General features: G+C 73.1%; 25 protein-coding genes and 1 tRNA gene. 13 read left to right on the top strand and 13 right to left on the bottom strand.

What is annotated here, in order from left to right; all coding sequences use genetic code 11:
• Positions 1-103: 103 nt before the first annotated feature.
• Together AB0M59_RS51710 and AB0M59_RS51715 are read right to left on the bottom strand one after the other, a co-directional pair.
• Positions 104-1,423 (bottom strand): cytochrome P450, encoded by a 1,320-nt coding sequence (locus tag AB0M59_RS51710; protein ID WP_364631232.1) that lies wholly within the window; start codon positions 1,421-1,423, stop codon positions 104-106.
• Between the two features lie 38 nt (positions 1,424-1,461).
• Entirely contained in the window at positions 1,462-1,806 is a 345-nt protein-coding gene (locus AB0M59_RS51715) for a hypothetical protein (RefSeq protein ID WP_364631235.1), read from the bottom strand.
• 182 nt (positions 1,807-1,988) lie between these two features.
• Here AB0M59_RS51715 and AB0M59_RS51720 point away from each other — a divergent pair, with 182 nt between their 5' ends.
• The 9 genes from AB0M59_RS51720 to AB0M59_RS51760 all read left to right on the top strand — a co-directional run bounded on the left by AB0M59_RS51720 (position 1,989) and on the right by AB0M59_RS51760 (position 7,697).
• Positions 1,989-3,248, top strand: coding sequence for a cation:proton antiporter (locus tag AB0M59_RS51720; protein WP_364631238.1), 1,260 nt, complete (start codon positions 1,989-1,991; stop codon positions 3,246-3,248).
• Between the two features lie 40 nt (positions 3,249-3,288).
• Entirely contained in the window at positions 3,289-3,756 is a 468-nt protein-coding gene (locus AB0M59_RS51725) for a Na+/H+ antiporter subunit E (RefSeq protein ID WP_364631240.1), read from the top strand.
• The gene (locus tag AB0M59_RS51730) at positions 3,753-4,007 is read left to right on the top strand and encodes a hypothetical protein (RefSeq protein ID WP_364631243.1); all 255 of its coding nucleotides are present in this window, start codon (positions 3,753-3,755) and stop codon (positions 4,005-4,007) included. Before AB0M59_RS51725 ends, AB0M59_RS51730 begins: the two co-directional genes overlap by 4 nt.
• A complete protein-coding gene (locus tag AB0M59_RS51735) occupies positions 4,004-4,303 on the top strand; it encodes a monovalent cation/H(+) antiporter subunit G (protein WP_364631246.1) in 300 nt (99 codons plus the stop codon). Before AB0M59_RS51730 ends, AB0M59_RS51735 begins: the two co-directional genes overlap by 4 nt.
• A complete protein-coding gene (locus tag AB0M59_RS51740; RefSeq protein WP_364631248.1) occupies positions 4,300-4,536 on the top strand; it encodes a hydrogenase subunit MbhD domain-containing protein in 237 nt (78 codons plus the stop codon). The genes AB0M59_RS51735 and AB0M59_RS51740 overlap by 4 nt, the downstream gene beginning before the upstream one ends.
• Complete coding sequence (locus tag AB0M59_RS51745; protein WP_364631251.1) at positions 4,533-5,267, top strand: MnhB domain-containing protein; 735 nt, start codon at positions 4,533-4,535, stop codon at positions 5,265-5,267. Before AB0M59_RS51740 ends, AB0M59_RS51745 begins: the two co-directional genes overlap by 4 nt.
• Entirely contained in the window at positions 5,264-5,617 is a 354-nt protein-coding gene (locus AB0M59_RS51750) for an NADH-quinone oxidoreductase subunit K (RefSeq protein WP_364631253.1), read from the top strand. The genes AB0M59_RS51745 and AB0M59_RS51750 overlap by 4 nt, the downstream gene beginning before the upstream one ends.
• A gap of 4 nt (positions 5,618-5,621) precedes the next feature.
• Positions 5,622-7,421 carry a proton-conducting transporter membrane subunit gene (locus AB0M59_RS51755; RefSeq protein WP_364631256.1) on the top strand — a complete coding sequence of 600 codons (1,800 nt, stop codon included), beginning with the start codon at positions 5,622-5,624 and terminating at the stop codon, positions 7,419-7,421.
• A 93-nt stretch (positions 7,422-7,514) separates the two neighbouring features.
• A complete protein-coding gene (locus AB0M59_RS51760; protein ID WP_364631258.1) occupies positions 7,515-7,697 on the top strand; it encodes a CsbD family protein in 183 nt (60 codons plus the stop codon).
• 53 nt (positions 7,698-7,750) lie between these two features.
• Here the strand turns inward: AB0M59_RS51760 and nrfD are convergent, their stop codons facing one another.
• The 6 genes from nrfD to AB0M59_RS51790 form a co-directional block, all read right to left on the bottom strand.
• Positions 7,751-8,677, bottom strand: a complete 927-nt coding sequence (nrfD, locus tag AB0M59_RS51765; RefSeq protein WP_364631261.1) for an NrfD/PsrC family molybdoenzyme membrane anchor subunit — start codon at positions 8,675-8,677, stop codon at positions 7,751-7,753.
• The gene (locus tag AB0M59_RS51770) at positions 8,674-9,519 is read right to left on the bottom strand and encodes a 4Fe-4S dicluster domain-containing protein (protein ID WP_364631264.1); all 846 of its coding nucleotides are present in this window, start codon (positions 9,517-9,519) and stop codon (positions 8,674-8,676) included. The genes nrfD and AB0M59_RS51770 overlap by 4 nt, the downstream gene beginning before the upstream one ends.
• Positions 9,512-12,739, bottom strand: a complete 3,228-nt coding sequence (gene fdh, locus AB0M59_RS51775; RefSeq protein WP_364631266.1) for a formate dehydrogenase — start codon at positions 12,737-12,739, stop codon at positions 9,512-9,514. Before fdh ends, AB0M59_RS51770 begins: the two co-directional genes overlap by 8 nt.
• Before the next feature lie 410 nt (positions 12,740-13,149).
• Positions 13,150-14,874: a selenocysteine-specific translation elongation factor gene (selB, locus tag AB0M59_RS51780; protein ID WP_364631269.1), complete on the bottom strand. Its 1,725-nt coding sequence runs from the start codon at positions 14,872-14,874 to the stop codon at positions 13,150-13,152.
• Positions 14,865-16,148, bottom strand: coding sequence for an L-seryl-tRNA(Sec) selenium transferase (gene selA / locus AB0M59_RS51785; protein ID WP_364631271.1), 1,284 nt, complete (start codon positions 16,146-16,148; stop codon positions 14,865-14,867). The genes selB and selA overlap by 10 nt, the downstream gene beginning before the upstream one ends.
• Positions 16,148-16,242 (bottom strand) — tRNA-Sec (locus tag AB0M59_RS51790). The genes selA and AB0M59_RS51790 overlap by 1 nt, the downstream gene beginning before the upstream one ends.
• 54 nt (positions 16,243-16,296) lie before the next feature.
• Here AB0M59_RS51790 and selD point away from each other — a divergent pair.
• Together selD and AB0M59_RS51800 are read left to right on the top strand one after the other, a co-directional pair.
• Positions 16,297-17,289 carry a selenide, water dikinase SelD gene (gene selD, locus AB0M59_RS51795; protein ID WP_364631274.1) on the top strand — a complete coding sequence of 331 codons (993 nt, stop codon included), beginning with the start codon at positions 16,297-16,299 and terminating at the stop codon, positions 17,287-17,289.
• 34 nt (positions 17,290-17,323) lie between these two features.
• On the top strand, positions 17,324-17,536 hold the full coding sequence (locus tag AB0M59_RS51800) for a DUF2795 domain-containing protein (RefSeq protein WP_364631277.1): 213 nt from the start codon (positions 17,324-17,326) through the stop codon (positions 17,534-17,536).
• On the opposite strand, the gene AB0M59_RS51805 is transcribed toward AB0M59_RS51800, so the two are convergent.
• The gene (locus AB0M59_RS51805) at positions 17,533-17,814 is read right to left on the bottom strand and encodes a hypothetical protein (RefSeq protein WP_364631280.1); all 282 of its coding nucleotides are present in this window, start codon (positions 17,812-17,814) and stop codon (positions 17,533-17,535) included. The genes AB0M59_RS51800 and AB0M59_RS51805 overlap by 4 nt on opposite strands.
• A 55-nt stretch (positions 17,815-17,869) precedes the next feature.
• Between AB0M59_RS51805 and AB0M59_RS51810 the strand changes: the two genes are divergently transcribed.
• Positions 17,870-18,436, top strand: coding sequence for an isochorismatase family protein (locus AB0M59_RS51810; protein ID WP_364631283.1), 567 nt, complete (start codon positions 17,870-17,872; stop codon positions 18,434-18,436).
• Between the two features lie 118 nt (positions 18,437-18,554).
• On the opposite strand, the gene AB0M59_RS51815 is transcribed toward AB0M59_RS51810, so the two are convergent.
• Positions 18,555-19,457 carry a serine hydrolase gene (locus tag AB0M59_RS51815; RefSeq protein ID WP_364631286.1) on the bottom strand — a complete coding sequence of 301 codons (903 nt, stop codon included), beginning with the start codon at positions 19,455-19,457 and terminating at the stop codon, positions 18,555-18,557.
• Positions 19,454-20,329 (bottom strand): LysR family transcriptional regulator, encoded by an 876-nt coding sequence (locus AB0M59_RS51820; RefSeq protein ID WP_364631289.1) that lies wholly within the window; start codon positions 20,327-20,329, stop codon positions 19,454-19,456. The genes AB0M59_RS51815 and AB0M59_RS51820 overlap by 4 nt, the downstream gene beginning before the upstream one ends.
• A 102-nt stretch (positions 20,330-20,431) precedes the next feature.
• Here AB0M59_RS51820 and bla point away from each other — a divergent pair, with 102 nt between their 5' ends.
• The gene (gene bla, locus AB0M59_RS51825; RefSeq protein ID WP_364631292.1) at positions 20,432-21,346 is read left to right on the top strand and encodes a class A beta-lactamase; all 915 of its coding nucleotides are present in this window, start codon (positions 20,432-20,434) and stop codon (positions 21,344-21,346) included.
• On the opposite strand, the gene rimO is transcribed toward bla, so the two are convergent.
• Entirely contained in the window at positions 21,330-22,709 is a 1,380-nt protein-coding gene (gene rimO, locus AB0M59_RS51830; protein ID WP_364631317.1) for a 30S ribosomal protein S12 methylthiotransferase RimO, read from the bottom strand. The genes bla and rimO overlap by 17 nt on opposite strands.
• Positions 22,706-22,981: a hypothetical protein gene (locus AB0M59_RS51835; protein WP_364631295.1), complete on the bottom strand. Its 276-nt coding sequence runs from the start codon at positions 22,979-22,981 to the stop codon at positions 22,706-22,708. The genes rimO and AB0M59_RS51835 overlap by 4 nt, the downstream gene beginning before the upstream one ends.
• Positions 22,982-23,058 lie beyond the last annotated feature (77 nt).

Below are 23,058 nucleotides of genomic sequence, written 5' to 3' on the forward strand. Positions count from 1 at the left end.
AGCGGCGGCATCAAGTGCGCCGCGTCGCCGAGCAGGGTGAGCGCGGGCGCACCCAAGGCGGCCTTGGGTGCGTTCAACGCACCGAAGGCCACATTGGGGCGCTTCAGTCCGGGAGGAGCCGGAACGTCAGGTGGAAGTTGTCCAGGCCGGCCGGGAGCGGGCGATCCGGAGTCAGCACCGGACCTGACGCCTGCTCGAACCGGTGCTCACGCAAGAGGTTCGCCAGCATCGTGCTCGTGCAGAACTGCACCAGATCACGTCCCGGGCACACGGCCGGGCCCGCGCTGAACGGCACCAGTGCCGGGTTCTCCGCCGCGCGGCCGTCCAGCCAGATGTCCGGCTCGAAGCGGTCGGCGTAGGACAGGCCGGCGTCGCGGTGGAAGAACGGCGTGAAGATCAGCACCGTCGTCCCCGCGGGGCCCCACGACGTCTCCTCCGTCGTCTCGCGCAGCAGCATCGGCGTCGTCGGCCAGAGCCGGACCGACTCCAGCACACACGCGCGCAGGTGGCTCAACTGCCGCGGCTCGGCGAGGTCCACATCGGACAGGTCGGTGTGGACGCGCTCCAGCTCGGCCGGGTGGGTCGCCAGCAGGGCCAGGGTCCGGAACGTCGCCATGCCCGCCGCGTCGAACGCGAACAGCCAGTGCGCCACCTGGTCGGCTGCCGTGCCGTCGTCTCCGGTCGCCGCGATCGCCGCCGCCAGGCTGCCCGGCTCGGCCCGGGCGAGGTGCGCGGTCAGCCGGGAGCTGAACTGTTCGCGCAGCTGCTTGCGCCGCCGGTGCACGTACGCCCAGTTCGCGTCGAGCCGCAGCCGCTCCAGCAGGTCGGTCAGCGTTTCGTCGTCGCGGGCCTCCGTACCCAGTACGACGGTCCGGACCAGGCGCCACCACGCGACGTTGAACGCGTCCCAGTCGAGCGAGCCGGCGCGCGTGACGTCACTCAGCAGGACCGCGGTTTCGTCCGCGATGGCCCGGGCGAACGGCTCGGCCAGCTCGTGCAACGGACGTCCCGGCTCGAGCACGGCCTCGGTGAACCGCCGGCGCGGACCGCGGTCGGCGGCGGACGAGATCAGCACGCCGTGCGGCTGGAAGTGCCCCAGCGCGGCACGCTTCTCCACTGTGGACGGACTGAACGGCGTCGGCGCGCCGGCGAGCAACGTCCGCACGTCCTCACGCGCGAGGGCCAGTTCGACCGACCGGCCGGGCACGCGCAGCCTCAGCGGCCGCCCGTTGTGCCGGGCCCGCAGCTTCGCCAGCAGCCTGACGCCCGCGCGGTCGGCCCGCAGCTTGCCGGCCACGGCCATCGCCGCGGGACGACGTTTGATCACCCCGTCGGCCAGCGTGGGCAGGGCAACCTCGAACGCGACCCGGAGGGTCTCCGCCACCGAAGCGGTCGCCGGTCGGGTCACTTGGGTAGCAGTCATCTCGCCTGGTTACCCGCGCCAGCAGGCCGGAAACGCGATCAGTGACGCAGCGCGAGGTTCAGCACGTCCCCGGCGTGGTCCAGGCAGTCGACGCAGATCACCGCGTCCCGCTGGGCGCACGTGACGCGCAGCAGCGGGCGCCGCAGGCCGAGGAACGTCCGGCGTTCGCGGCGGCCGCAGAACTCGCAGACCGCGGCCAGCGGCGACGTCACCGCCGCCAGCACGTCCCCGCCCGGCGTCTCCCGGTCGGCGCCGTCGCGGACCACCCGCAGCCCGGCCCGCACGCAGTCCAGGCAGATCGGCCCGGCCTTGCCCGGGACCCGCGGGCCGCGCACCGTGCCGCAGAACCGGCAGGGCCGCGCGGCCCCGTTCGCCGCCGTCACGGCGCCTCCTCACCGGTTTCGCCGCGCGCACCCCCGGGAACCCGGGACGCGACGCCACCTCCCGGTCACGCTACCCGCATCCGGCCGGGCGGGGCATCGGCGGATCCCGGCTCACGCTCGGCCGGGAACCGCGCACGCCACCTCCCGCCCGGGCGGCACGGCACGAGCGGGCAGGAGGAACCTTGTCGTCGTTGACGGTGCTGTTCGGCGTGGCCGGATTGCTCGCCCTGGCCGCGGCGATCGTGCCGAAACTGGTGGCCGACCGGCCGTTCTCGGTCCCGCTGGTGATGCTGATCGCCGGGATCGTCCTGGGCCTGCTGCCGCTGCCCGCGCCCTACGGCAACGGCTGGAGCGACCCGGCCGCCCACCTGGAGGGCGTGGAGTCCTTCACCCAGCTGGGTATTCTCGTCGCGCTCGCCGGGGCCGGCCTGTCCGTCGACCGCCCGTTCGGCCTGAAGCGCTGGGGCTCGACGTGGCGGCTGCTCGCGCTGACCATGCCGCTGTCGATCCTCGCGATCGCCGCGCTGGGCTACTGGTGGCTCGCGCTGGCGCCGGGAGTCGCGCTGCTGCTGGCCGCGGCGCTGGCGCCGACCGACCCGGTGCTGGCGGGTGACATCGGCGTGCCGCACCCCGACGTCGAGCCGGACCTGGCCAGGAACAACGAAATCCGCTTCACGCTGACCACCGAAGCGGGGCTCAACGACGGCTTGGCCATGCCGTTCGTCCTGCTCGGGCTGGCGATGGCAGGCAGCCGTCCGAATCTCGACGTCTCCTGGGCGCTCGTCGACCTGCTGCTGCCCGTCGCGACCGGCGTGGTGATCGGCCTCGTCGCCGGGCGCGGGCTCGGCTGGGCGATCTTCCACACGGCGTCGGACCGGCTCCGGCTCGCCGAATACGGCGACGGTCTGGTCCTGCTGGCCCTGGCCTTCCTGCCGTACGCGCTGGCGGAGTTCGCCCACGGCAACGGCTTCGTCGCCGTGTTCACCGCCGCGGTGGTGGTCCGCAAGCAGGAGCGGGAGCACGACTACCACGGCGTCCTGCACGCCTTCGGCCACCAGCTCGAACGGCTCTTCGTGCCGCTCGCCCTGCTCGGGCTGGGTCTCGCCATCGGCGACGGCCTGCTGCTCGGCCTCCGTCCCCTGGAGGTGGTGATCGCCGTGGTCGCGGTGCTGGTGGTGCGCCCCCTGGTCGGCTGGGTGACGCTGCTCGGGTCCTCGGCCGGGCGGCCCGCGAAGCTCGCCATCGCGTTCTTCGGCGTCCGCGGCATCGGCACGCTCTACTACCTCGCCTACGCGATCAACCGGCTGCCGGTGGACCACCAGGACGTGCTGTGGCGGGTCGGCGCGCTCGCCGTCGCCGTATCGGTGCTGGTCCACGGCATCCTCGCCGAGCCGGCGATCCAACGGATCGAGCGGATGGGCGGCCACCTGCCGGCCCGCTGACCCCGGTTGGCGCGGAGACCCGCGGGGTACCCCGCCGGACGTGCGGGTGACATCCGAGGTGCTGCCCTGGTGGCTCGGCCTGACCGGCCTGTGGGTCCTGACGCTGTCGACGCCGTCGCTGCCGGAGATCGTGGCCGCGGCCGTCGCGGCGGTGCCGTGCGCGTTCGCCGCCCGCGCCGCGCGCAAGGCCGTCAGTGGCGCTTGGCGGCCCCGGGCGCGCTGGTTCCGGTGGCTGCTCGCCGTGCCCGGAGCGGCGGTCCGCGAATCCGCCCAGGTGCTGGTCAAGGTCGTGCGACATCCGCATGCGGGCCGGTTCGCCACGGTGAGCCTGCCCGGCGAACCCGACGCGGTTCACGAGGCCCGGGCGGCCTGCGCGGCCCTCGTCGTCGGCAGCACGCCCGGCACGATGGTCGTCGCCACGCCCGAAAACGCCCCAGCCGACCGCGAGCTCGTCGTCCACCGGCTGCTCGAGGGTGACTCACGCGTCCTGGACGAGGTGCGCCGGTGACCGGCTGGCTGGTGGCCGCCGTGCTGCTCATGGCGGGCGGCCTCGGCCCGGCACTGTGGCTGGCCGCGCGCGGCGACGCCATCGGGCGCCTCGCCGGGCTGCAGCTAGCCGGCCCGGTCACCGTGCTCACGCTGCTCCTGCTCGTGCAGGCCTACGGCCCGTCGAGCGCGGTGATCCTGCCGCTGACGCTGACCGTGCTGGCCTTCGCCGGCACGCTGCTGTTCATCCGGCTGCTGGGGACGACGGAATGACGGTCGCCGCGCAGGTCCTCGTCTTCGCCGGAGTCGCCGTCGTCGTGGTCTCGGCACTGGCGATGCTGCGGGCGCGCACCCTGCTCAACCGGCTGCACCTGCTCGCGCCGGTGACCACACTCGGCGCGCCACTCGTCGGGCTCGGGCTGGCCCTGGCGAACGGCTGGACGCTGGCGTCGGGAGCCATCCTGCTCACCGTCGTGCTGCTGGCGGTGACCGGCCCGGTGCTGCAGTCCGCCGCGGGCCGCGTCGAGGCGCAGCGGCAGGGTGCGATCGACGAGGACCTGCCGTCGTGACGACGGTCGTGCTGCTCGTCGCCCTCGCGTTCGTCGCCGTCGCGGGGTTCGCGGTCGTGGCCACCCCGGACCCGCGGCGCCAGGCGATCACGCTCTCGCTGTTCAGCCTGTGCCTGGCCCTGCTGTTCGTCGCGCTCCAGGCGCCGGACGTCGCACTGTCGGAACTGGCCGTCGGCGCGGCCGTGGTGCCGCTGCTCGTGCTGCTCACCATCCGGAAGGTGGGCGGGCGATGACGCTGCGGGCCCGGACGTGGCTGTGCGCGGCCGGCGCGCTCGGCGTCGCCGTCCTGCTCGTGACGGCCTTCCTGCGGATGCCCGAGTTCGGCGGTGCCCTGCACGCCTACCGCGACCTCGCGCTCCCCGCCGCGATCGCGCGCGCGACGCCGAACCTCGTCTCGTCGGTCAACTTCGACCTGCGCGCGCTGGACACCCTCGGCGAGGAGACCATCGTCGCGGCCGCGGTCGTCGGCACGCTCTCGCTGCTCCAACCGTCCAAAGAGGAACGACAGCGGATCGAGCCCCAGCGCGGGTACGTCATGCCCGTCGTCAAGCTCGCCGGCTACCTGATGCTACCGGTGACCCTCCTGCTCGGCGTCGACGTCGTGGTGCACGGCCACCTCACCCCGGGCGGCGGCTTCCAGGGCGGGGTCGTGCTGGCCACCGGCTGGCACCTGCTCTACATCTCCGGCAGCTACCCGGCGCTCGCGCGGCTGCGCCCGATCGACTGGTGCGAATACGCCGAAGCGGCGGCCACCGGCCTGTACGTCGTCGCCGGGCTCACCGGGCTGGTCGCGGGCGGCGCGTTCCTGGCCAACGTCCTGCCGAAGGGCGAGTTCGGCTCGCTGCTCTCGGCCGGGACCGTGCCGGTGCTGAGCGTGCTGATCGGGATCGAGGTCGCCGCCGGGCTCGTGGTGCTGCTGGCCCAGTTCCTCGGCCAGGGCCTGATCCGGGAGGAGGCCTCGTGAGCGGCGTCGTGGGCATGGCCTGCTACGGCGTGGCCGGGTGGCTGCTGCTGATCGGCGCGATCGGCATCGTGCGCAGCCGCCACCTCGTCCACACCGTCGTCTCGCTCTCGGTGGCCCAAGCCGGGACGTACGTGCTGCTGCTCGGCATCGGCTACCAGGACCAGGCCGGCGCGCCGATCGTCGTCCAGGACCAGCAGCAGCCCGTGGTCGACCCGATGGTGCAGGCGATGACGCTCACCGACATCGTCGTGTCGGCGACGATCACCGCGCTCCTGCTCGGCCTGACCATCCAGATCTCGAAGCGCCACGGGACGGTCGATCCCGACGAGCTGCGCGCGCTGCGCGGCTGAGGCGATGACCGCGCTCCCGGCCCTCGTCGTCGCCCTGCCGCTGCTGGCCGCGTGCGTGCTGCTCGGCTTGGGCGTCAAGCTGCCGCGGGTGGTGGCCGACGCCGTCGCGACGACCGCGGCGCTGGCCGTCACGGTCGCGACCGCGGTGCTGCTCGTGGGCGTCCAGCACGGCCGGGTGGTGAGCTGGCTCGGCGGGCAGCGGCCCGACGGCGCCCGGTCCCTCGGCATCGTCATGGCCGCCGACGGCCTCAACACCACCCTTGCCCTGCTGGCGTCGTTCCTGACGACGTGCGCGCTGGTCTACAGCTGGCGTTACTTCGAGGCGGTCGAAGCGCGCTACCACGCGATGATGCTGCTGTTCCTGACCGGCATGCTCGGCTTCCTGCTCACCGGGGACCTGTTCACCCTGTTCGTCTTCTTCGAGCTGATGAGCGGCGTCGCCTACGCGCTCACCGGGTACCGCGTCGAGGAGGCCGACTCCGTCCAGGGCGCGCTGAACTTCGGCGTCGTGAACTCCCTCGGCGCGTACTTCACGCTGATGGGCATCGGCCTGCTCTACGCGCGCGGCGGCCAGCTCGGGCTGGCCCAGCTCGGCGTCGCTCTCGACGGAAAGCCCGCGGACGCGCTGGTGCTCGCCGCGTTCGTGCTCGTCTGCACCGGTCTGCTCGTGAAGGCGGCCGCGGTGCCGTTCCACTTCTGGCTCGCCGACGCGCACGCGGTCGCGCCGACGCCGGTGTGCGTGCTGTTCTCCGGTGTCATGGTCGAGCTGGGCGTCTACGGCGTGCTGCGGGTCCGGCGCACGGTGTTCGGCGGCGTGCTCGACGACGGCGCGTTCGCCCGGGTGCTGCTGGTGCTCGGGATCGGCAGCGCGGTGCTCGGCGCCGTCCTGTGCTTCACCCAGCGCCACCTCAAACGGCTGCTGGCCTACTCGACCATTGCCCACACCGGCTTGTTCCTGTGCGGCCTGGCCGCCGCCGACGGCGGGGCGAGCACGGGGTTCGTGCTGGCGGTCGCCGGGCACGCCGGGGCCAAGGCGGCATTGTTCCTGCTCGTCGGGGTGCTGAAGGACCGCTACGGCAGCGTCGACGAAGACGAGTTGTTCGGCAAGTGCGGCCATTCGCGTCTCGAAGGCGGGCTGTTCGTGCTGGCGGCACTGGTGCTGGCCGGGTTGCCGCCGTTCGGCGTCGCGTTCGGCAACGACGTCGCGGAACACGCCCTCGAGCACACCGGGTACGGCTGGCTGGTGGTGGTGTCCGTGGCCGTCACCGCGGTGACGGCGGCCGCGGTCCTGCGCGCCGGCCTGGGTGTCTACTTCGGACTGGGCGGGCCCCCGCGCCGCGACGACGGCGACCGGACCAGCGGGACGGACGAGGAACCCGAGACGGGCGGCCGCATCGAGCGCACCCCGGCGACGATGACCGGCGCGATCGTCGCGGTCCTGGCCGCCGCGCTCGCCGTGGGCACGGTCCCCTGGCTGCGCGATGCCGCCGTCACGGCCGGGCGCCAGGACGCCGACCGCGACGGGTACCTGCACGACGTCCTGCCCGCCATCGGGTCACCCGGGTCGCTGCCTCCCGTCACGGCGGAATGGACGTCGTCCGGCCTGCTGTCCGCCGGCATCACGGTGCTGCTGGCGCTCGGCATCGCCGTGGCGGCCCTCTGGCCGCACCGGCTCCCGTCGTGGCCGCGCCCGGTCCGGACGGCCCTGGACGTCCTGCACCGCGGCCATTCGGGCCACGTCGGGGACTACGTCGCGTGGCTCTTGGTGGGCGTGACGGTCCTCACCGCGCTCGTCGAGCTGTGATGTGTACGCGCGCCGTGAGTGGGTAACCAAGAGTCAAGGCCCTTTTGGCGACTGGCCGATCCGGAAATGTCGCCGCGACGGAAGGTGCACCTCATGAACGACAAGATGGAAAACAAGGGCGAAGAGCTCAAGGGCCGGGCCAAGGAAGCCGTCGGCGACGCCACGGGCAACGAGCAGTGGCAGGCCGAGGGTAAGTCCGACCAGGCCAAGGGTTCGCTGAAGCAGGCCGGCGAGAAGGTCAAGGACGCCGTCAAGGGTGTCACGAACAAGGACTGACGCCGTTCCTCACGCTGCCGCACCCCGGCTTCCGGGGTGCGGCAGTTTGCCTTTCACCGCTGCGCGGACCGGCGCTCCAGCCGCTCCCGCTGCGGGATCACCACGTACTTCGGGTCCTTTGTGGATTCGACGCCGGCCGCGTAGACGCCGAACCGCGTGCACAGTCCGGAAGCCAGGTAAGCCGCGCCCGCGAGCATGCCCGCGGCCCGGTTCCGCCGCGCCAGCAGGGAAAGCCCCGCGCCGGCCGCTGTCAACGCCTTTGCCGCCTTGAGCAACTTGCCCGCGCGGCCCGTCCGGTACGGCTCCGACACCAGGCCCAGCCCCGTCTCCAGGTGGTGCTCGGCCACCAGCTCCGCGACCGCGCCCACCAGGCCGGCCCGGACCGCCGGGCCGATCTCGCCGGCCGGAACCGCCAGCAGGGCCGCGCCCGCGCCGCTCGTCATCGCGCTGCCCGCGAACAGCACCGGGAGCGTGCCGTGGGCCTCGTGCCACGACGGCGTCGCCGTGTCCGCCAGCAGCACCGCCGTGTACGTGCACATCGCCGGGCCCAGCACGCCCGCGGCCACCCCCGCCAGCCGGCCGATCCGCGGCAGCCGCCCGGTCACCTCGGACGCCGCCGCCACCGCGGCCAGCCCGGAGAACGGCGACAGGATCCACGACCCCACCGAGAGCGGCGACGTCGGCTTGAGCACCCGCAGCATGTGCAGGAACCGCGTCGGCTTCCCCAGGTCGTGGACCAGCGCCACGACGCTCGCGAGCGACCCGCCGGACGCGACCAGCTTGCCGACGCGGGCCAGGCCCGGGCGCCCGGTGACGTCGGCGAGCACGGCCATCGTCGCCGACGCGCCCGCCGCGCCGCCGAGGAACAGGTACAGCGGCACGTCCGGCTGCTTCCAGGCCGGCTCCTTGAGGATCGGCCGGCCGTAGTAGGACTTGAACTCGGCCGGCTCGACCATCGTCCGTTCGCGGCGCGGGCTCATCGGCGCCGTCCCAGGAACGACGCGGCGACCGCCACGGCCACGCCGGCCGCCGTCACCGCGGCCCGCTTCCACATCGCGGGCAGGTCCCGCGTGGTGACCACCGGGTCCGGCGGCAGCCCGTAGACCTCGGGTTCGTCCAGCAGCAGGAAGAACGCCCCGTCGCCGCCGACACCGTCCTCGGGGTCGTGGCCGTAGAGCCGGGCCGCGGGAACGCCCGAGTCGTGCAGCGTCTTCACGCGCTCGTCGGCGCGTTCGCGCAGCTCGTCCAGCTCGCCGAACTGGATGGAGTCGGTCGGGCACGCCTTGGCGCAGGCGGGTTCCATGCCCGCGCCCAGCCGGTCGTAGCAGAGGGTGCACTTGAACGCGCGGCCGTCGCTCTCGCGCTTTTCGATGACGCCGTAGGGGCACGCCGGGACGCAGTAGCCGCAGCCGTTGCAGATGTCCTGCTGCACGACGACGGTGCCGAACTCGGTGCGGAACAGCGAGCCGGTCGGGCAGACGTCCAGGCAGGCGGCGTGCGTGCAGTGCTTGCAGACGTCGCTCGACATCAGCCAGCGGACGCCGGGCTCGTCCTGCGCCGGCGCGCCGACGTCCGGCATCCCGAGGTCCACAGTGGATTCGTTGGGCTCGGCGGGCTTCGGCTGCTCGACGAAAGCCACGTGGCGCCACGTGTTCGAGCCCAGAGCGCCGGTGTTGTCGTAGGACATGCCCAGGAGGTCGAGCCCGCCCGCTTCGGGCACGCCGTTCCACTCCTTGCACGCGACTTCGCAGGCCTTGCAGCCGATGCACACCGACGTGTCGGTGAAGAACCCCATCCGGGGCTGGGTGCCGTACTCAGCCATCGGCTCGCCTCCGGTACTCGGCCACGAACTCCGGCAGCGCGGCGCCGCGCGGACGGCGCCCCGGCCGGATGTCGCAGGTGGCCGCCTTGGATTCCTGGATGTGCACGTTCGGGTCCATCACGATGGCGAGGAGGTCGTTGGCCGCGTCGCCGCGGGACAGGCCGTTCGGGCCCCAGTGGTAGGGCAGGCCGATCTGGTGGATGGTCCGGCCGCGGACCTTCAGCGGCTTCACGCGGTCGGTGACGAGAACGCGGGCCTCGATCGCCGTCCGCGCGGAGATGATCGTCGCCCAGCCGCCGTTCTCCAGGCCGCGCTCGGCGGCCAGGGCCGGGGAGACCTCGCAGAAGAACTCCGGCTGCAGCTCCGACAGGTACGGCAGCGTCCGGCTCATCCCGCCGGCCGTGTGGTGCTCGCTGAGCCGGTAGGTGGTGAACACGTACGGGTAGACCTCGCTTCGCGCCGGGTTGTACGGGTTCGACGGGCTTTCGAGCGTCTGGCGCGTCGGCGACTCCTGCTGGCTGTACAGGGCGTTCTCCACCGGGCTCTCGAACGGCTCGTAGTGCGCCGGCAGCGGGCCGTCGGCCAGCCCGGCCGGGACGTAGAGCCACGCCTTGCCGTCGGTCTGCATGATGAACGGGTCGCGCCCGCCGAGCGCGTCCTGCGCCTTGGCACCCTCGGGCGGCACGTGGTCCGGCGCCTTCGTCGGCTCGAAGTCCGGGACGTCCGGCCCGACCCACTTGCCCTGCTCGGGGTCCCAGCTGAGCAGCTTCTTCCGCTCGCTCCACGGCTTGCCGTCCGGGTCGGCCGAGGCGCGGTTGTAGAGGATCCGCCGGTTCGCCGGCCACGCCCAGGCCCAGCCCTTCGCGACCCAGTCCTGTTCCTGGCCCGGCTGCCGGTTCGCGGCCTGGTTCTTCCCGCCGGCACGCACGCCGCAGTAGATCCAACAGCCGCACGCTGTCGAGCCGTCGTCCTTCAGTTCGGTGTACGCCGAGAGCGGGCCGCCGGGGCCGTGACCGTTGATTTCGGCGAGCACGGATTCGGCGCTGGGGTCGTCGGTCTCGCCCTCGACCGGGTAGCTCCAGGTGAGGTCGCGGATCGGCGCGTCGCGCGGGTCGTCGCCGATCCGTTCCCGGATGATCCGGCCCAGGTGGTAGTAGAACCACAGGTCGCTGCGGGCGTCGCCGGGCGGTTCGACGGCCTTGTGGTGCCACTGCAGGAGCCGCTGGGTGTTGGTGAAGCTGCCGTCCTTCTCGGTGTGCGCGGCGGCGGGCAGGAAGAAGACCTCGGTGCCGATCTCGTCCGGCTTCAGCTCGCCGGTCTCGATCTCGGGGCCGTCCTTCCAGAACGTCGCGCTCTCGATCAGCTGCAGGTCGCGGACGACCAGCCAGTCGAGGTTGGCCAGGCCGAGCCGCTGGAACTTGCCGTTGGCCGAGCCGACCGCCGGGTTCTCGCCGACCAGGAAGTACCCCTTGCACTCCCCCTCGATCTGCTTCTGGACGGTCGCGTAGGTGCCGTGGTCACCGGTCAGCCGCGGCAGGTAGCCGAACCGGAAGTCGTTGTGCGGCTGCGCCGCATCACCCCAGTACGACTTGAGCAGGCTGACCGTGTAGGAGCGCATGTTGCCCCAGAAGCCGGTCTTGCCCGCGTCGGCCGCGACGAATTCGTCGAGGCTCTGGTGCTGGTGCGCGTGCGGCATCGGGATGTAGCCCGGCAGCAGGTTGAACAGGGTCGGGATGTCGGTGGAGCCCTGGATGCTGGCGTGGCCGCGCAACGCGAGGATGCCGCCGCCGGGCCGGCCGATGTTGCCGAGCAGCGTCTGCAGGATCGACGCCGTCCGGATGTACTGCGCGCCGACCGTGTGGTGCGTCCAGCCCACGGAGTACACCCACGCCGTCGTCCGGTCGCGGCCGGAGTTCGCGGTGACCGCCTCGGCGATCTCGCGGAACTGCTCGACCGGCAGGCCGCAGACGTCGGCGACCATCTCCGGCGTGTACCGGGCGAAGTGGCGCTTGAGCACCTGGAAGACGCACCGCGGGTGCTGCAGGGTCTCGTCGGTCTTCGGCTTGGCACCGACCGCCGCGCCGCCGCTGCCGTAGGTGTCGGCCCGGGCGGTGCTCTGGTGGCCTTCGCCGCCGTGCTGGCTCTCCGAACCGGGCTCGCCCGGCTGCTCGGGGTCGGTCGACCCGGCCGCCGGCACGGTCGCCGCGCCCTCGTACTCCCACGTCGTCATGTCGTACTGGCGGCGCTCGGGGTCGTAGCCCGAGAAGACGCCGTCGAGGTCTTCGGTGTCGGCGAAGTCCTCACGCAGGATGGCGGCCGCGTTCGTGTAGGCCAGGACGTACTCCCGGAAGTCCTTCTCTTCGGACAGGACGTAGTTGATCAGGCCACCGAGGAACGCGATGTCCGTCCCGGCGCGCAACGCCGCGTGGACGTGCGAAACCGCGCTGGTGCGGGTGAACCGCGGGTCGACGTGGATGATCTTCGCGCCGCGGGCCTTCGCCTCCATCACCCACTGGAACCCGACCGGGTGGCACTCGGCCATGTTCGAGCCCTGGATGACGATGCAGTCGGCGTTGGCGAGGTCCTGCTGGAACGTCGTGGCGCCTCCACGACCGAAGGAGGTCCCCAGACCGGGAACCGTGGCGGAGTGTCAAATACGGGCCTGATTTTCGATCTGTATCGCGCCGAGCGCGGTGTACAGCTTTTTCATCAGGTAGTTCTCTTCGTTGTCCAGCGTCGCGCCGCCCAGGCTGGCGAAGCCGAGGGTGCGCTTCAGCGGACGCCCTTGGTCGTCGGCCGCCTGCCACGTCTCGTCGCGGGTCTTGAGGACCCGGTCGGCGATCATGTCCATCGCCTTGTCGAGGGGCAGGCGCTCCCAGTCGGTGCCGTAGGGGCGGCGGTAGAGAACTTCGGTCACGCGGCTCGGGCTGGTCACGAGCTGCTTGCTGGCCGACCCCTTCGGGCACAGCCGACCGCGGGAGATGGGCGAATCGAGGTCACCCTCGATCTGCGTGACGCGGCCGTCCTTGACGTAGACCTTCTGGCCACAGCCGACGGCGCAGTACGGGCAGACCGACTTGACCACCTTGTCGGCATCTTCGGTCCGGGCGTGCCATTTTTCCGAACCATCCGATTTGGCCGCCGCGGCGCGCGCAGTCCGGTCGGGACCGGTCAGCTGCCGGTACACCGGCCAGCCTTCGATCCACTTCCGGACGCTCATGCTGGGCACGGTAGTAGCGATACCCGCGGAACGCAGGTTCAACCACCCTTCCGCCGAGTCCGTTCGCCGAGCGGTCGAGGCTCGTGCCGCGAATGACTCATTCGGGACGCCGGACGCCGCGAGTGGGTCATTCGCGACGGTTCGGCGGGCGGGTCGCTTCTCGTGCGCCGCCCCGGCGACCGCCCGCCCCGCCCAGGTGTCTTGAATGAGTCATTCAAGACATCCGGCGACCTGAATGGGTCATTCAAGACATCACCCGCGCCGCTCGCCCCTGGCCGCCCTGGCGCTGGCCCTGGCCCGGCGTCATGAACGACCCGTTCATGACGTTCCGGAGCGTCGCACCCCCGCCCAAAGGTCTTGAATGAGTCATTCAGGTCTTCGGAGGTCCTGAAAGACTCATTCAAGACCTTTCAGCCCACCGTGCGGCGAGTCCCGTCACCGAGCGGTTCCGTCAAACCCGCCGCGTCGAGGCGTTCCAGCAGCGGGATCATCACCCGGCGGGTGCTGTCCAGCGCCCGCCGGGCCTCCGAGACCGTGAACGGCTGGGGCAGCGCGCGCAGCTCGGCGGCCGCCCGCTCCGGAGCGTCCGGCCCCAGCACCACTCCTTCAGCCACCGCCGTCAGCCGGCCGAGGCGGACGGCCGCCGCCAGCTCGCGGCGGCCCAGGCCCAGCGCGCGCAGGTCGTCCGCCTCCGGGGCGCGGAACGGGTGCTCGGCGAGCCGTTTCGTCACCGTTTCCAGGGCCTTCTCCACCGCCGGAGCCAGACCTGCTCCGGGCCGCCGGACGAGTCCGCCCGTCACCTCGAACCCACTGCCCGCCAGCAGCGGGCCGACCAGTTCCGGCGCCGGCAGGCCGAGGCGCTGCCGCAGCGCCTTCACCGGCATGCCCGCGGCGAGGGCGTCCCAGCCCCGCACGATCGCCGCGGCCTCGGCGCGCAGCCCGGCGAACCGCGGCGGGTCGACGTGCCAGTCGCCCACCCGGTCGCCCGTCTCGGGCAGCCCCATCGCCGCGAAGTCCGCGGCCCGCACGAAACCGACGCGGCGCAAGTAGGCCTCGGCGAGGTCGGGTGAAGCCAACTCGTCGCCGCGCGCCCGCGCCGCGCCACGGCGAGCCAGCGAAGGCGGCCGGACGTCGAGCACGTCGAACCCGGCCGCGATCCGGTGCTCGCCGGGGTCGCGCAGCAGCCCGCGGTCGCCCACGCGCAGCGGCAGCGCGACGGTCGTGGCAAGCCGCGTGGTGTCCGTCCCCAGTGGACGGATCCGTACCGGCAGCGCCGCGGTTCCCAGGTGCAGCACCAGGTTCCGGTGCAGGTCGGCGGCCGGCACACCGCGCAGCCGGACGTCGAACTCGGCCGTCGCGTGCCAGCGGCCCGGGGTGAGCAGGACGTCGCCGCGTCCGACGTCGGCGCGCGCGGTGCCGCGGAGGTTCACCGCCACCCGGGCCACGGCCGTCACCCGGTCGTGCGGCTCGCCGAGCGCTTGCAGGCCGCGGACCTTCACGCGCGCGTCCCCGAGCAGCAGCTCGTCGCCGACGGCGATCGTCCCCCCGGCGAGGGTGCCCGTGACGACCGTGCCCGCCCCGGAAACGGTGAACGCCCGGTCGATCCACAGCCGGACGTCGGCGCTGGGGTCGGGCGCCGGCAGGCCGCCGACAAGCGCGGTGATCGCCGACCGCAGCTCGTCGAACCCCGCACCGGTTCTCCCGCTGACGGCGACACTCGGCACCGCGCCCAGCGACGTCCGGCCGATCTCCTGCACAGCGGCCTCGGTCGCGGCCGCCGGATCGGCCCGGTCGGCCTTCGTGACGACCAGCAGCCCGCGCCGGACGCCGAACGCGTCGAGCGCGGCGAGGTGCTCGGCCGACTGCGGCATCCAGCCCTCGTCGGCCGCGACCACGAACAGCACCGCCGGCGCGGGACCGGCGCCCGCCAGCATGTTCGGCACGAACCGTTCGTGGCCCGGGACGTCCACGAACGCGACGTCCTCGTCGCCGATCCGCGTCCAGGCGAACCCGAGGTCGATGGTGAGCCCGCGGCGGCGTTCCTCGGCCCACCGGTCCGGCTCCATCCCGGTCAGCCGCCGGACCAGCGTCGACTTCCCGTGGTCGACGTGCCCGGCGGTGACGATCACCCGCATCGGCGGACGGCTTCCCGGAGCTTCGCGTCCTCTTCCGGCCGCACGGTCCGCAGGTCGAGCAGGCACCGGTCCCGCTCGACCCGGCCGACGACCGCCGGGTCGCCCGTCCGCAGCGCGACGGCGTACCGCGCGGGCAGGCTCACCGCGACGCTGGGCAGTTCGACGCCGGGTGCTCCCCCGCCGCCGACCGCCGATCGCGTCGAAACCACCCGGGCGTCGATGCCCTCCAGCGCCCGGACCAGGGTTTCCGCCCGCTGCCGAAGGTCCGGGACGGACGCGTCGAGGGCTTCGAGCACCGGCGGTCGCGGCCCGCGCAGCGTCGCTTCGAGCGCGGCGAGCGTGAGCTTGTCGACGCGCAACGCCCGCGCGGCCGGGTGCCGCCGCAGCCGTTCGACGACGTCGGCGTCGCCGAACAGGAGGCCGGCTTGCGGGCCGCCGAGCAGCTTGTCGCCGCTGGCCGTGACGACCGTGGCGCCCGCCCGCAGCGCGCTCGCGGCGTCCGGTTCGTCCGGCAGGAGCGGGTTCGGCGCCAGCAGGCCGGACCCGATGTCGGCGACCACGGGGACGCCGAGCCCGGCCAGCTCGCCGAGCGACGCTTCCGACGTGAAGCCGGTGACCCGGTAGTTCGACGGGTGCACCTTCAGCACGAACCCGGTGTCCGGGCCGACGGCATCGGCGTAGTCGCGCACCGATGTCCGGTTCGTGGTGCCGACCTCGCGCAGCCGGGCGCCGGTCGACGCGAGGAGGTCGGGGATGCGGAAACCGTCCCCGATCTCGACCAGCTCACCCCGGCTGACGACGATCTCCCGGCCCGGGGCCAGCGCGAGCGCGCAGAGCAGCAGAGCGGCCGCGTTGTTGTTGACGACGTGCACGGCGCCGGCGTCCGGGACGGCCGCGGCCAGCGCGGCGAGGGCACCCCGGCCGCGCCGGGCCCGCTCGCCGGTCGCCAGGTCGAACTCGACGTCGGTGGCGCCCCCGGCCGCCGCCAGGGCGTCGAGCGCGGCCGCGGACAGCGGGGCCCGGCCGAGGTTGGTGTGCACGACGACGCCGGTCGCGTTGACCACCGGCCGCAGCGACCCCGCGTTCGCCGGGAGCCGCGCGAGGACGACGTCGACGACGTCGGCCGCGGCGATCTCACCGGCTCGCGCGGCCTTTTGGGCATCCTGGATCGCGTTTTTCACCAGGTCCCGGCCGAGCGTCCCGGCGAACTTGGCGATCCGGGGCTCGGCCAGCAGCGCGTCGGTCCGCGGGATCGCGCGGCGGGGGTCAGGCATGGCGGAGGCGGACGGGAATCGAACCCGCCAACGACAGGACCTGCCGTTCACCGGTTTTGAAGACCGTGCCGGTCACCAGGCCGGATACGCCTCCCTGCACCATGGGAACCATCCTGCCAAGTTCCGGGCCGGCGGGCACGATGAACCGGTGGCGCTTCGACTGACGCAGTACGCGCACGGCGGTGGCTGTGCGTGCAAGATCCCGCCCGGCGAGCTGGAGGAGGCCGTCCGCGGCCTCACCGGCAGCTCCCCCACCGACCCGGCCGGCGAGCTGCTCGTCGGCCTCGACACCGGTGACGACGCGGCCGTCGTCCGGATCTCCGGGTCGACCGCGCTCATCGCGACCACCGACTTCTTCACCCCGGTCGTCGACGACGCCTACGACTGGGGGCGGATCGCCGCGGCCAACGCGCTTTCCGACGTCTACGCGATGGGTGGCACGCCGGTGGTGGCGGTCAACCTGCTCGGCTGGCCGCGGGAGACGCTGCCGTTCGAGCTGGCGGGCGAGGTGCTGCGCGGTGGACTCGACGTCTGCGGCAAGGCGGGCTGCCACCTGGCCGGCGGGCACAGCATCGACGACCCGGAGCCGAAGTACGGGCTGGCCGTCACCGGCATCGCGGATCCCGCGCGGCTGCTGCGCAACGACGCCGGGCGCGCGGGCGTGCCGCTGACGCTGACCAAGCCGCTCGGCATCGGCGTGCTGAACTCGCGGCACAAGGCCACCGGCGAACGGTTCGCGCAGGCGATCGACGTCATGACGACGTTGAACGACGCCGCCGCCCGAGCCGCGCTCGCCGCCGGGGCCGTCTGCGCCACCGACGTCACCGGCTTCGGCCTGCTCGGCCACCTGCACAAGCTGGCCAGGGCGAGCGGCGTCACCGCGCGCCTCGACCCGGCGGCCGTGCCTTACGTCGAGGGCGCGCGCGAGGCGCTGCGCGACGGGTACGTCAGCGGCGGCACGCGCCGCAACCTCGACTGGGTCCGGCCGCACGTGGACCTCTCCCGGATCTCGGAGGACGAGGCGCTGCTGCTGGCCGACGCGCAGACGTCCGGCGGGCTGCTGGTCGCCGGGGAGCTGCCCGGGCACCCGGTGATCGGGGAGCTCGTGCCGCGCGGCGGTCACACGATCGTCGCCGGCTGAGTTTCGGGTCGGGCGCTGCGGGTACGCGAGGATCATGTCTGCACCGGACCGTTCCAGCCTCGAACAGCACCTGGCCGAGACCGCCTACCCGTGCGGCCGCGACGAGCTCCTGCGGCGCGCGGCCGCGGCCGGCGGCGGCGATTCCGTGCTCGGCTTGCTCGGTGGCCTGACCGAGGGCGACCGGTACGAGAACTTCGACGCCGTGTGGGAAGCGGTCTCGGCGAAGCACGTGGGCGGGGCGCCCTAGGCGAGCCGCTCCACGGCGTCGCGCGCTTCCTTCAGGTCCGCGCCCGTGTGCTCGCGGTAGGTCTTGATCGCCTGGATCTTCTTGCCCTCGCGCAGCAACGCGGTGACCTCGGCGAGCCCCGGCTCTTCGACGGTCACGCCGAGCTGCGCGACGATGGCGTCCAGCTTCCGTTCCATCCGCTCGAGCCGGCGGCTGAGCCTGCGTTCGGTGGCCGACGATCCCAGGCCGACGACCACGACGAGCAGGACGACCCCGAGCAGCAGCATCCCGTAGTCCATGGCGGGTCATGCTACGTCGCGGAAACTGTCGGTGCCCGCGTTTAGGGTGGGCCGCATGACCACATTGACCGATCGACCGAACACCGCGCTCCTCATCGTCGACGTGCAGAACGGCGTGATGAAGGAGGCCCACGACCGCTCGGCCGTCCTCGCGAACATCGTCGCCTTGGTCGAGAAGGCGCGTTCGGGCGGCACCGACGTGGTGTGGGTGCAGCACACCAGTGACGAGCTGCCCCGCGAGAGCGAGGTCTGGGAGTACGTGCCGGAACTGGTGCGGCGCGAGCCGGAACCGCTGGTGCACAAGGTTTACGGCGACTCGTTCGAGGACACCGACCTGGAGGCGGTGCTGGCGGCGCGCGGCATCGGCCGGCTGGTGGTGGCGGGCGCCCAGACGGACGCGTGCATCAGGTCCACCCTGCACGGCGCGATCACCCGCGGCTACGACGCGACCTTGGTGGCCGACGCGCACACGACCGAAGACCTGTCGTCGTACGGCGCTCCGAAGCCGGAGGACGTCATCGCGCACACGAACCTGTATTGGCAGTTCCACACGGCGCCGGGCCGGACGGCGGGGACGGTGCGGACCGCGGAGGTGGAGTTCGGGGTGACGGCACCGGCCTGAGCCGCCGCTCCGGCGGGGACATCAGCGGCGACGTGGGTGGGGGCGCACCTCGGGATGGGCCGGGTTCGGATCCGTGGCCGAGGTGGAGTTGGCCGGGTCCGGCGCACCCCACCGATATTCACGCCCCGCGCAGGTGATCGCGCAGCGCCCGGGCCACCCGGGCCATCAGCGCGTCCGCTTCGGGCTGGAGGACCGCCGGGACCCGGGACTCCGTCAGCGCCACCACCCCGAACACCCGCCCCTCCGCGTGCTCGACGACCCCGGCCTCGTGCCGCAGGTTCAGCAGCGTTCCCGTCTTCGACGACCAGCGGGCCGCGTCCGAGGCGAAGTCCGGGGTCAAGCGGTGACGGATCACGTTGTGCGCCATCAGGTTCCGGACGCCAGCGGCCACCGAAGGGTCGATCCGCGACGGCGTCCACAGCGCCTGCAGCAGCTCGAGGACCGCCCGCGCCGACGCCGCGTTGGCTCGCGTGACGTCGAGCTGCGCCAGCCGGTGCCCCTGCCCGGCCGTGCCCGCGCCGATGGCCAGCGCGTGCGCCAGGTCGACCTCGTCCGCGTCGAACCGTTCGGCCGGGGTGTCGACGAGGTCCGCCATCAGGTGCCGCACGGCGATGCCGCGCAGATCCCAGCCGTCCAGCGTGCGCATGACGGAGTCCGGCGGCGTCAGGCCGAACAGGACGTCGGCCGCCACGCCGTCGCTCAGCGCCGTGCTCAGGTAGAGCAGGTCGTCGACGGCGATCCGGGCCGGGTGGCGGAATCGCGTCAGCCCGATCGGCCCAGGTGTGGTGACCCCGCCGGGCGCGACCTCCAGCTGCGTCGCGCCGTCCAGCTCGCCGCGGCGGATGCGCTCCAGGGTCGCCGCCGCCAGGGGGACCTTGACCAGCGACGCGATCGGGTACACCCGGTCCGGGTCGATCCCCAGTTCGTGCCCGGACCGCAGGTCGCGGACCAGGAACGAACCGCGCAGCCCGCCGTCGTCCAGCTCGGTCCGCAACTGACGGACCAGCCCTTCCGCGGTCACGCCTCGGCTCCCAGGCACCGTGCGACCGCGGAAGACAGTCCGTCGCGCAGCCGCTCGGCGTCTTCGCCCAGTCCGGCGGCGACGCCGTAGCCGCGCGACAACGAGATCTCGCCGACCGGCCGCCAGTGCAGTCCCAGCTGCTCGGCCTGCACGGCCGAGCACAGCAGCAGGTCCGCCGAACCGAACACGGCCGCGGCGGCTGCGGTCAGCGAGCCGGCGACGGCGACCTGGGACGGTGGCAGGCCGACCGCGTCCCGCACCCGCAGCACCCGGTCGCGGACGTGCGGGACGTCGTCCTCCGGCTGGATCCACACGTGGCGCCGGGGACCGCCGGACCGGCCGGCCCGCAGGGTCTCCAGGTGCACGACCCGCGCCCGCGGCAGGACCACCCCGGCCAGCCCCAGCGGCACGGACCACACGCCCTCGTCGGCCGGGACGGCGACGAGGGCCGCGCGCGCCTCCTGCGTGCGGACGAGCTCGGCCCGCTCCCCCGGCGGCGCGACGCGGAACTCCAGGTGGAGTTCCAGCGCGCGGGCCTCGGCGGCCAGCTCCGCCAGCTCGCGCACGCCGCAGGTGTCCGGGACGGCCACGCGCACCGGCCGCAGCCGCGCGCGCCGCGCGTCGTGGTCCAGCGCGTCGGCCAGCTGCACGAGCCGTTTGGCCGAGGGCAGCACGTCCCGCCCGAACGGCGTGAGCCGCGCCCGCCGGGTCGTCCGGTCGAAGAGCCGTTCGCCGAAGTGCCGTTCCAGCGCGGCGATGCGCCGGCTCGCGACCGGCTGCGGGATGCGCGCGACCGCCGCACCCGCCGTGAAGCTCCCCGCCTCGCTCACGCTCACGAACGCCCTGCAGCCGCCGACCAGGTCCACGACCACACTCTATGCGATTCCGGCATCGAACCGCGCATTTCCGTCTTGGACAGCATGGACGAACGTCGTGAGACTGCGGAGGTCGATCAAGATCGGAAAGGATGCCCTGTGCCGTTCCCCCACGTCCGCCGCGCCGCGCTCACCGCGCTGGCCTTCGTGTCGCTGACCGCCTGCGCCGCCGAGGCCCCCACGCCGGCCCCAGCGACACAGACACCGACGCCGGCCCCGTCGAAAACCGTGGCCGCACCGCAAGCGGACTTCGCGCCCCTGGAGCGTGAGTTCGACGCCCGCCTCGGCGTGTACGCCGTGGACACCGGCTCCGGACGCGAACTCGCCCACCGCGCCGACGAACGCTTCGGTTACGCCTCGACGCACAAGGCGTTCTCGTCCGCGGCCGTCCTCCAGCGCACGAGCCTCTACGGGCTGGCGAAGGTGCTGAAGTACACCCGCGCCGACCTCCAGCCGAACTCCCCGGTCACCGAAAAGCACGTCACCACCGGCATTTCCCTGCGCGACGCGATGGACGCGGCAATGCGCTACAGCGACAACACCGCCGCGAACCTGTTGTTCCGGGAGCTCGGCGGGCCGCCCGGGCTCGCCGCCGCGCTGCGCGGGATCGGCGACACGACCACCCACGTCGACCGGATCGAACCCGGCCTCAACGACCTCGCGCCGGGCGACGTCCGCGACACGAGCACCCCGCGCGCGATGGCCACCACCCTGCGCGCGTTCACCCTCGGCACGGCGCTTCCGCCGGACAAGCGCGCCGTGCTCACGGACATGATGCGCGCCAACACCACCGGCGCGGCCGTGATCCGGGCGGGCACGCCCGCGGGCTGGGCCGTCGCCGACAAGACCGGCACCGGTGAATACGCGACGCGCAACGACATCGCCGTCGTGTGGCCGCCGGGACGCGCGCCGATCGTGCTGGTCGTCATGTCCGACAAGAAGGAGAAGGACGCGGATCCCGACGACCGGCTGATCGCCCAGGCGGCGAAGCTCGCCCTCAGCAGTCTTCAGTAAGGAGGCGGGCCTCGAGGTCGACGCCGTGCGTGCCGATCACCTCGGCCCGGACGAGCGAACCCGGCTCGGGCGCCGCTCCGGCGAACGTCACGTGCCCGTCGACCTCGGGTCCCTGGTGCGCCGCCCAGCCGTGGCCGCCGGTCCCGACGAGCACCTCGACGACGGCGCCGACCCGGTCCTCCGCGCGGCGGGAGACCACGTCGTCGGCGAGGACCGACAGCTCCTCGACGCGCTCGGCGAGCAGCGGGGCCGGGACCTTGTCCGGCAGGCCGGCGGCCTCGGTGCCGTCCTCGTCCGAGTACCCGAACACGCCGGCGGCGTCCAGCCGGGCCTGCTCCAGGAACAGCTTCAGCTCGGCGAAGTCGGCGTCGGTCTCGCCCGGGAAGCCCGCGATGAAGTTGGACCGCACCCCGGCGTCCGGCGCCACCGCCCGGATCCGCTCGAGCAGTTGCAGAAAGCGCTCCCGGTCGCCGAACCGGCGCATCCGGCGCAGCACCGGCCCGCTCGCGTGCTGGAACGAGAGGTCGAAGTACGGCGCGACGCCCGGCGTCCCGGCGATCGCCTCCACGAGGCCGGGCCGCAGCTCGGCCGGCTGCAGGTAGCTCACCCGGACGCGGTCGGCGACGCCGGCGAGCTTCGGCAGCAGCTTCTCCAGCGCCTGCAGGTCGCCGAGGTCCTTGCCGTACGACGTCGAGTTCTCGCTGACCAGCACCAGCTCGCGCACGCCGTGCCCGGCGAGCCACTCGGCTTCGGCGAGGATCTCGGCGGGCGGCCGCGAGACGAACGCGCCGCGGAAGCTCGGGATCGCACAGAACGTGCACCGCCGGTCGCAGCCCGACGCCAGCTTCAGCGGCGCGATCGGGCCGCCGCCGAGCCGGTGCCGCAGGACCCGCGGGCCACTCGCCGGGCCCCCGTGGCCGGGCACGTGGGCGGCGGAAACAGCAGGCCGCCGCACCGGCGTGATCGGCAGCAGCGTGCGCCGGTCGCGCGGGGTGTGCGCTGGTGCGGCCCGGCCATTGAGGACGTCCTCGATGCGGTCGCCGATCTCCGGGTAGTCGTCGAACGAGAGGACGGCGTCGGCTTCCGGCAGCGCGTCGGCGAGTTCGCGGCCGTAGCGCTCGGCCATGCACCCGACCGCGACGACCTTCGCGCCCTTGCCGGACGCGGCGAGGACCGTGTCGATCGACTCCTTCTTCGCCGCTTCGATGAAGCCGCAGGTGTTCACCACGACGACGTCGGCTTCGGCCCCCGGTTCGGCGAGGCGCCAGCCCGAGCCGCCGAGCCGGGCGGCGAGCTCGTCGGAGTCGACCTCGTTGCGCGCGCAGCCCAGGGTGACCAGTGAGACGGTGCGCACGACGATCAGTAGGCGACGATGGCGACGTTCGGCGGCTCCGAGTCCCCGATCGCCTTGGTCTGCACGAGCACCGGCGAGTCGATCGCGGGTGCGACGACGCTCAGCGGGAGGTAGGCGGTGACGACGAGGCCGCTCGCGAGCAGCACCCGGGCGATCTTGCGGCGCCGATCGCCGGAGTCCCGGACGCTGACGCAGGTGCCCCACTGCTGCCCGGCCGGCGCCTCCGGCGTGTTCCCCTGACGGCGACGGCGTTCTTCGGCCAAGCGCTCGAGCATGCTCACGGTTCCCCCTCGGATTCCGGTGGCGGTCGAGCCGAGAATCGCACGCCGCGCGAAACCGGCTCAAGGTCTTCACCGGA

Origin of the sequence: Amycolatopsis sp. NPDC051371 (assembly GCF_040682155.1) — a bacterium.
Lineage (GTDB): Bacteria > Actinomycetota > Actinomycetes > Mycobacteriales > Pseudonocardiaceae > Amycolatopsis.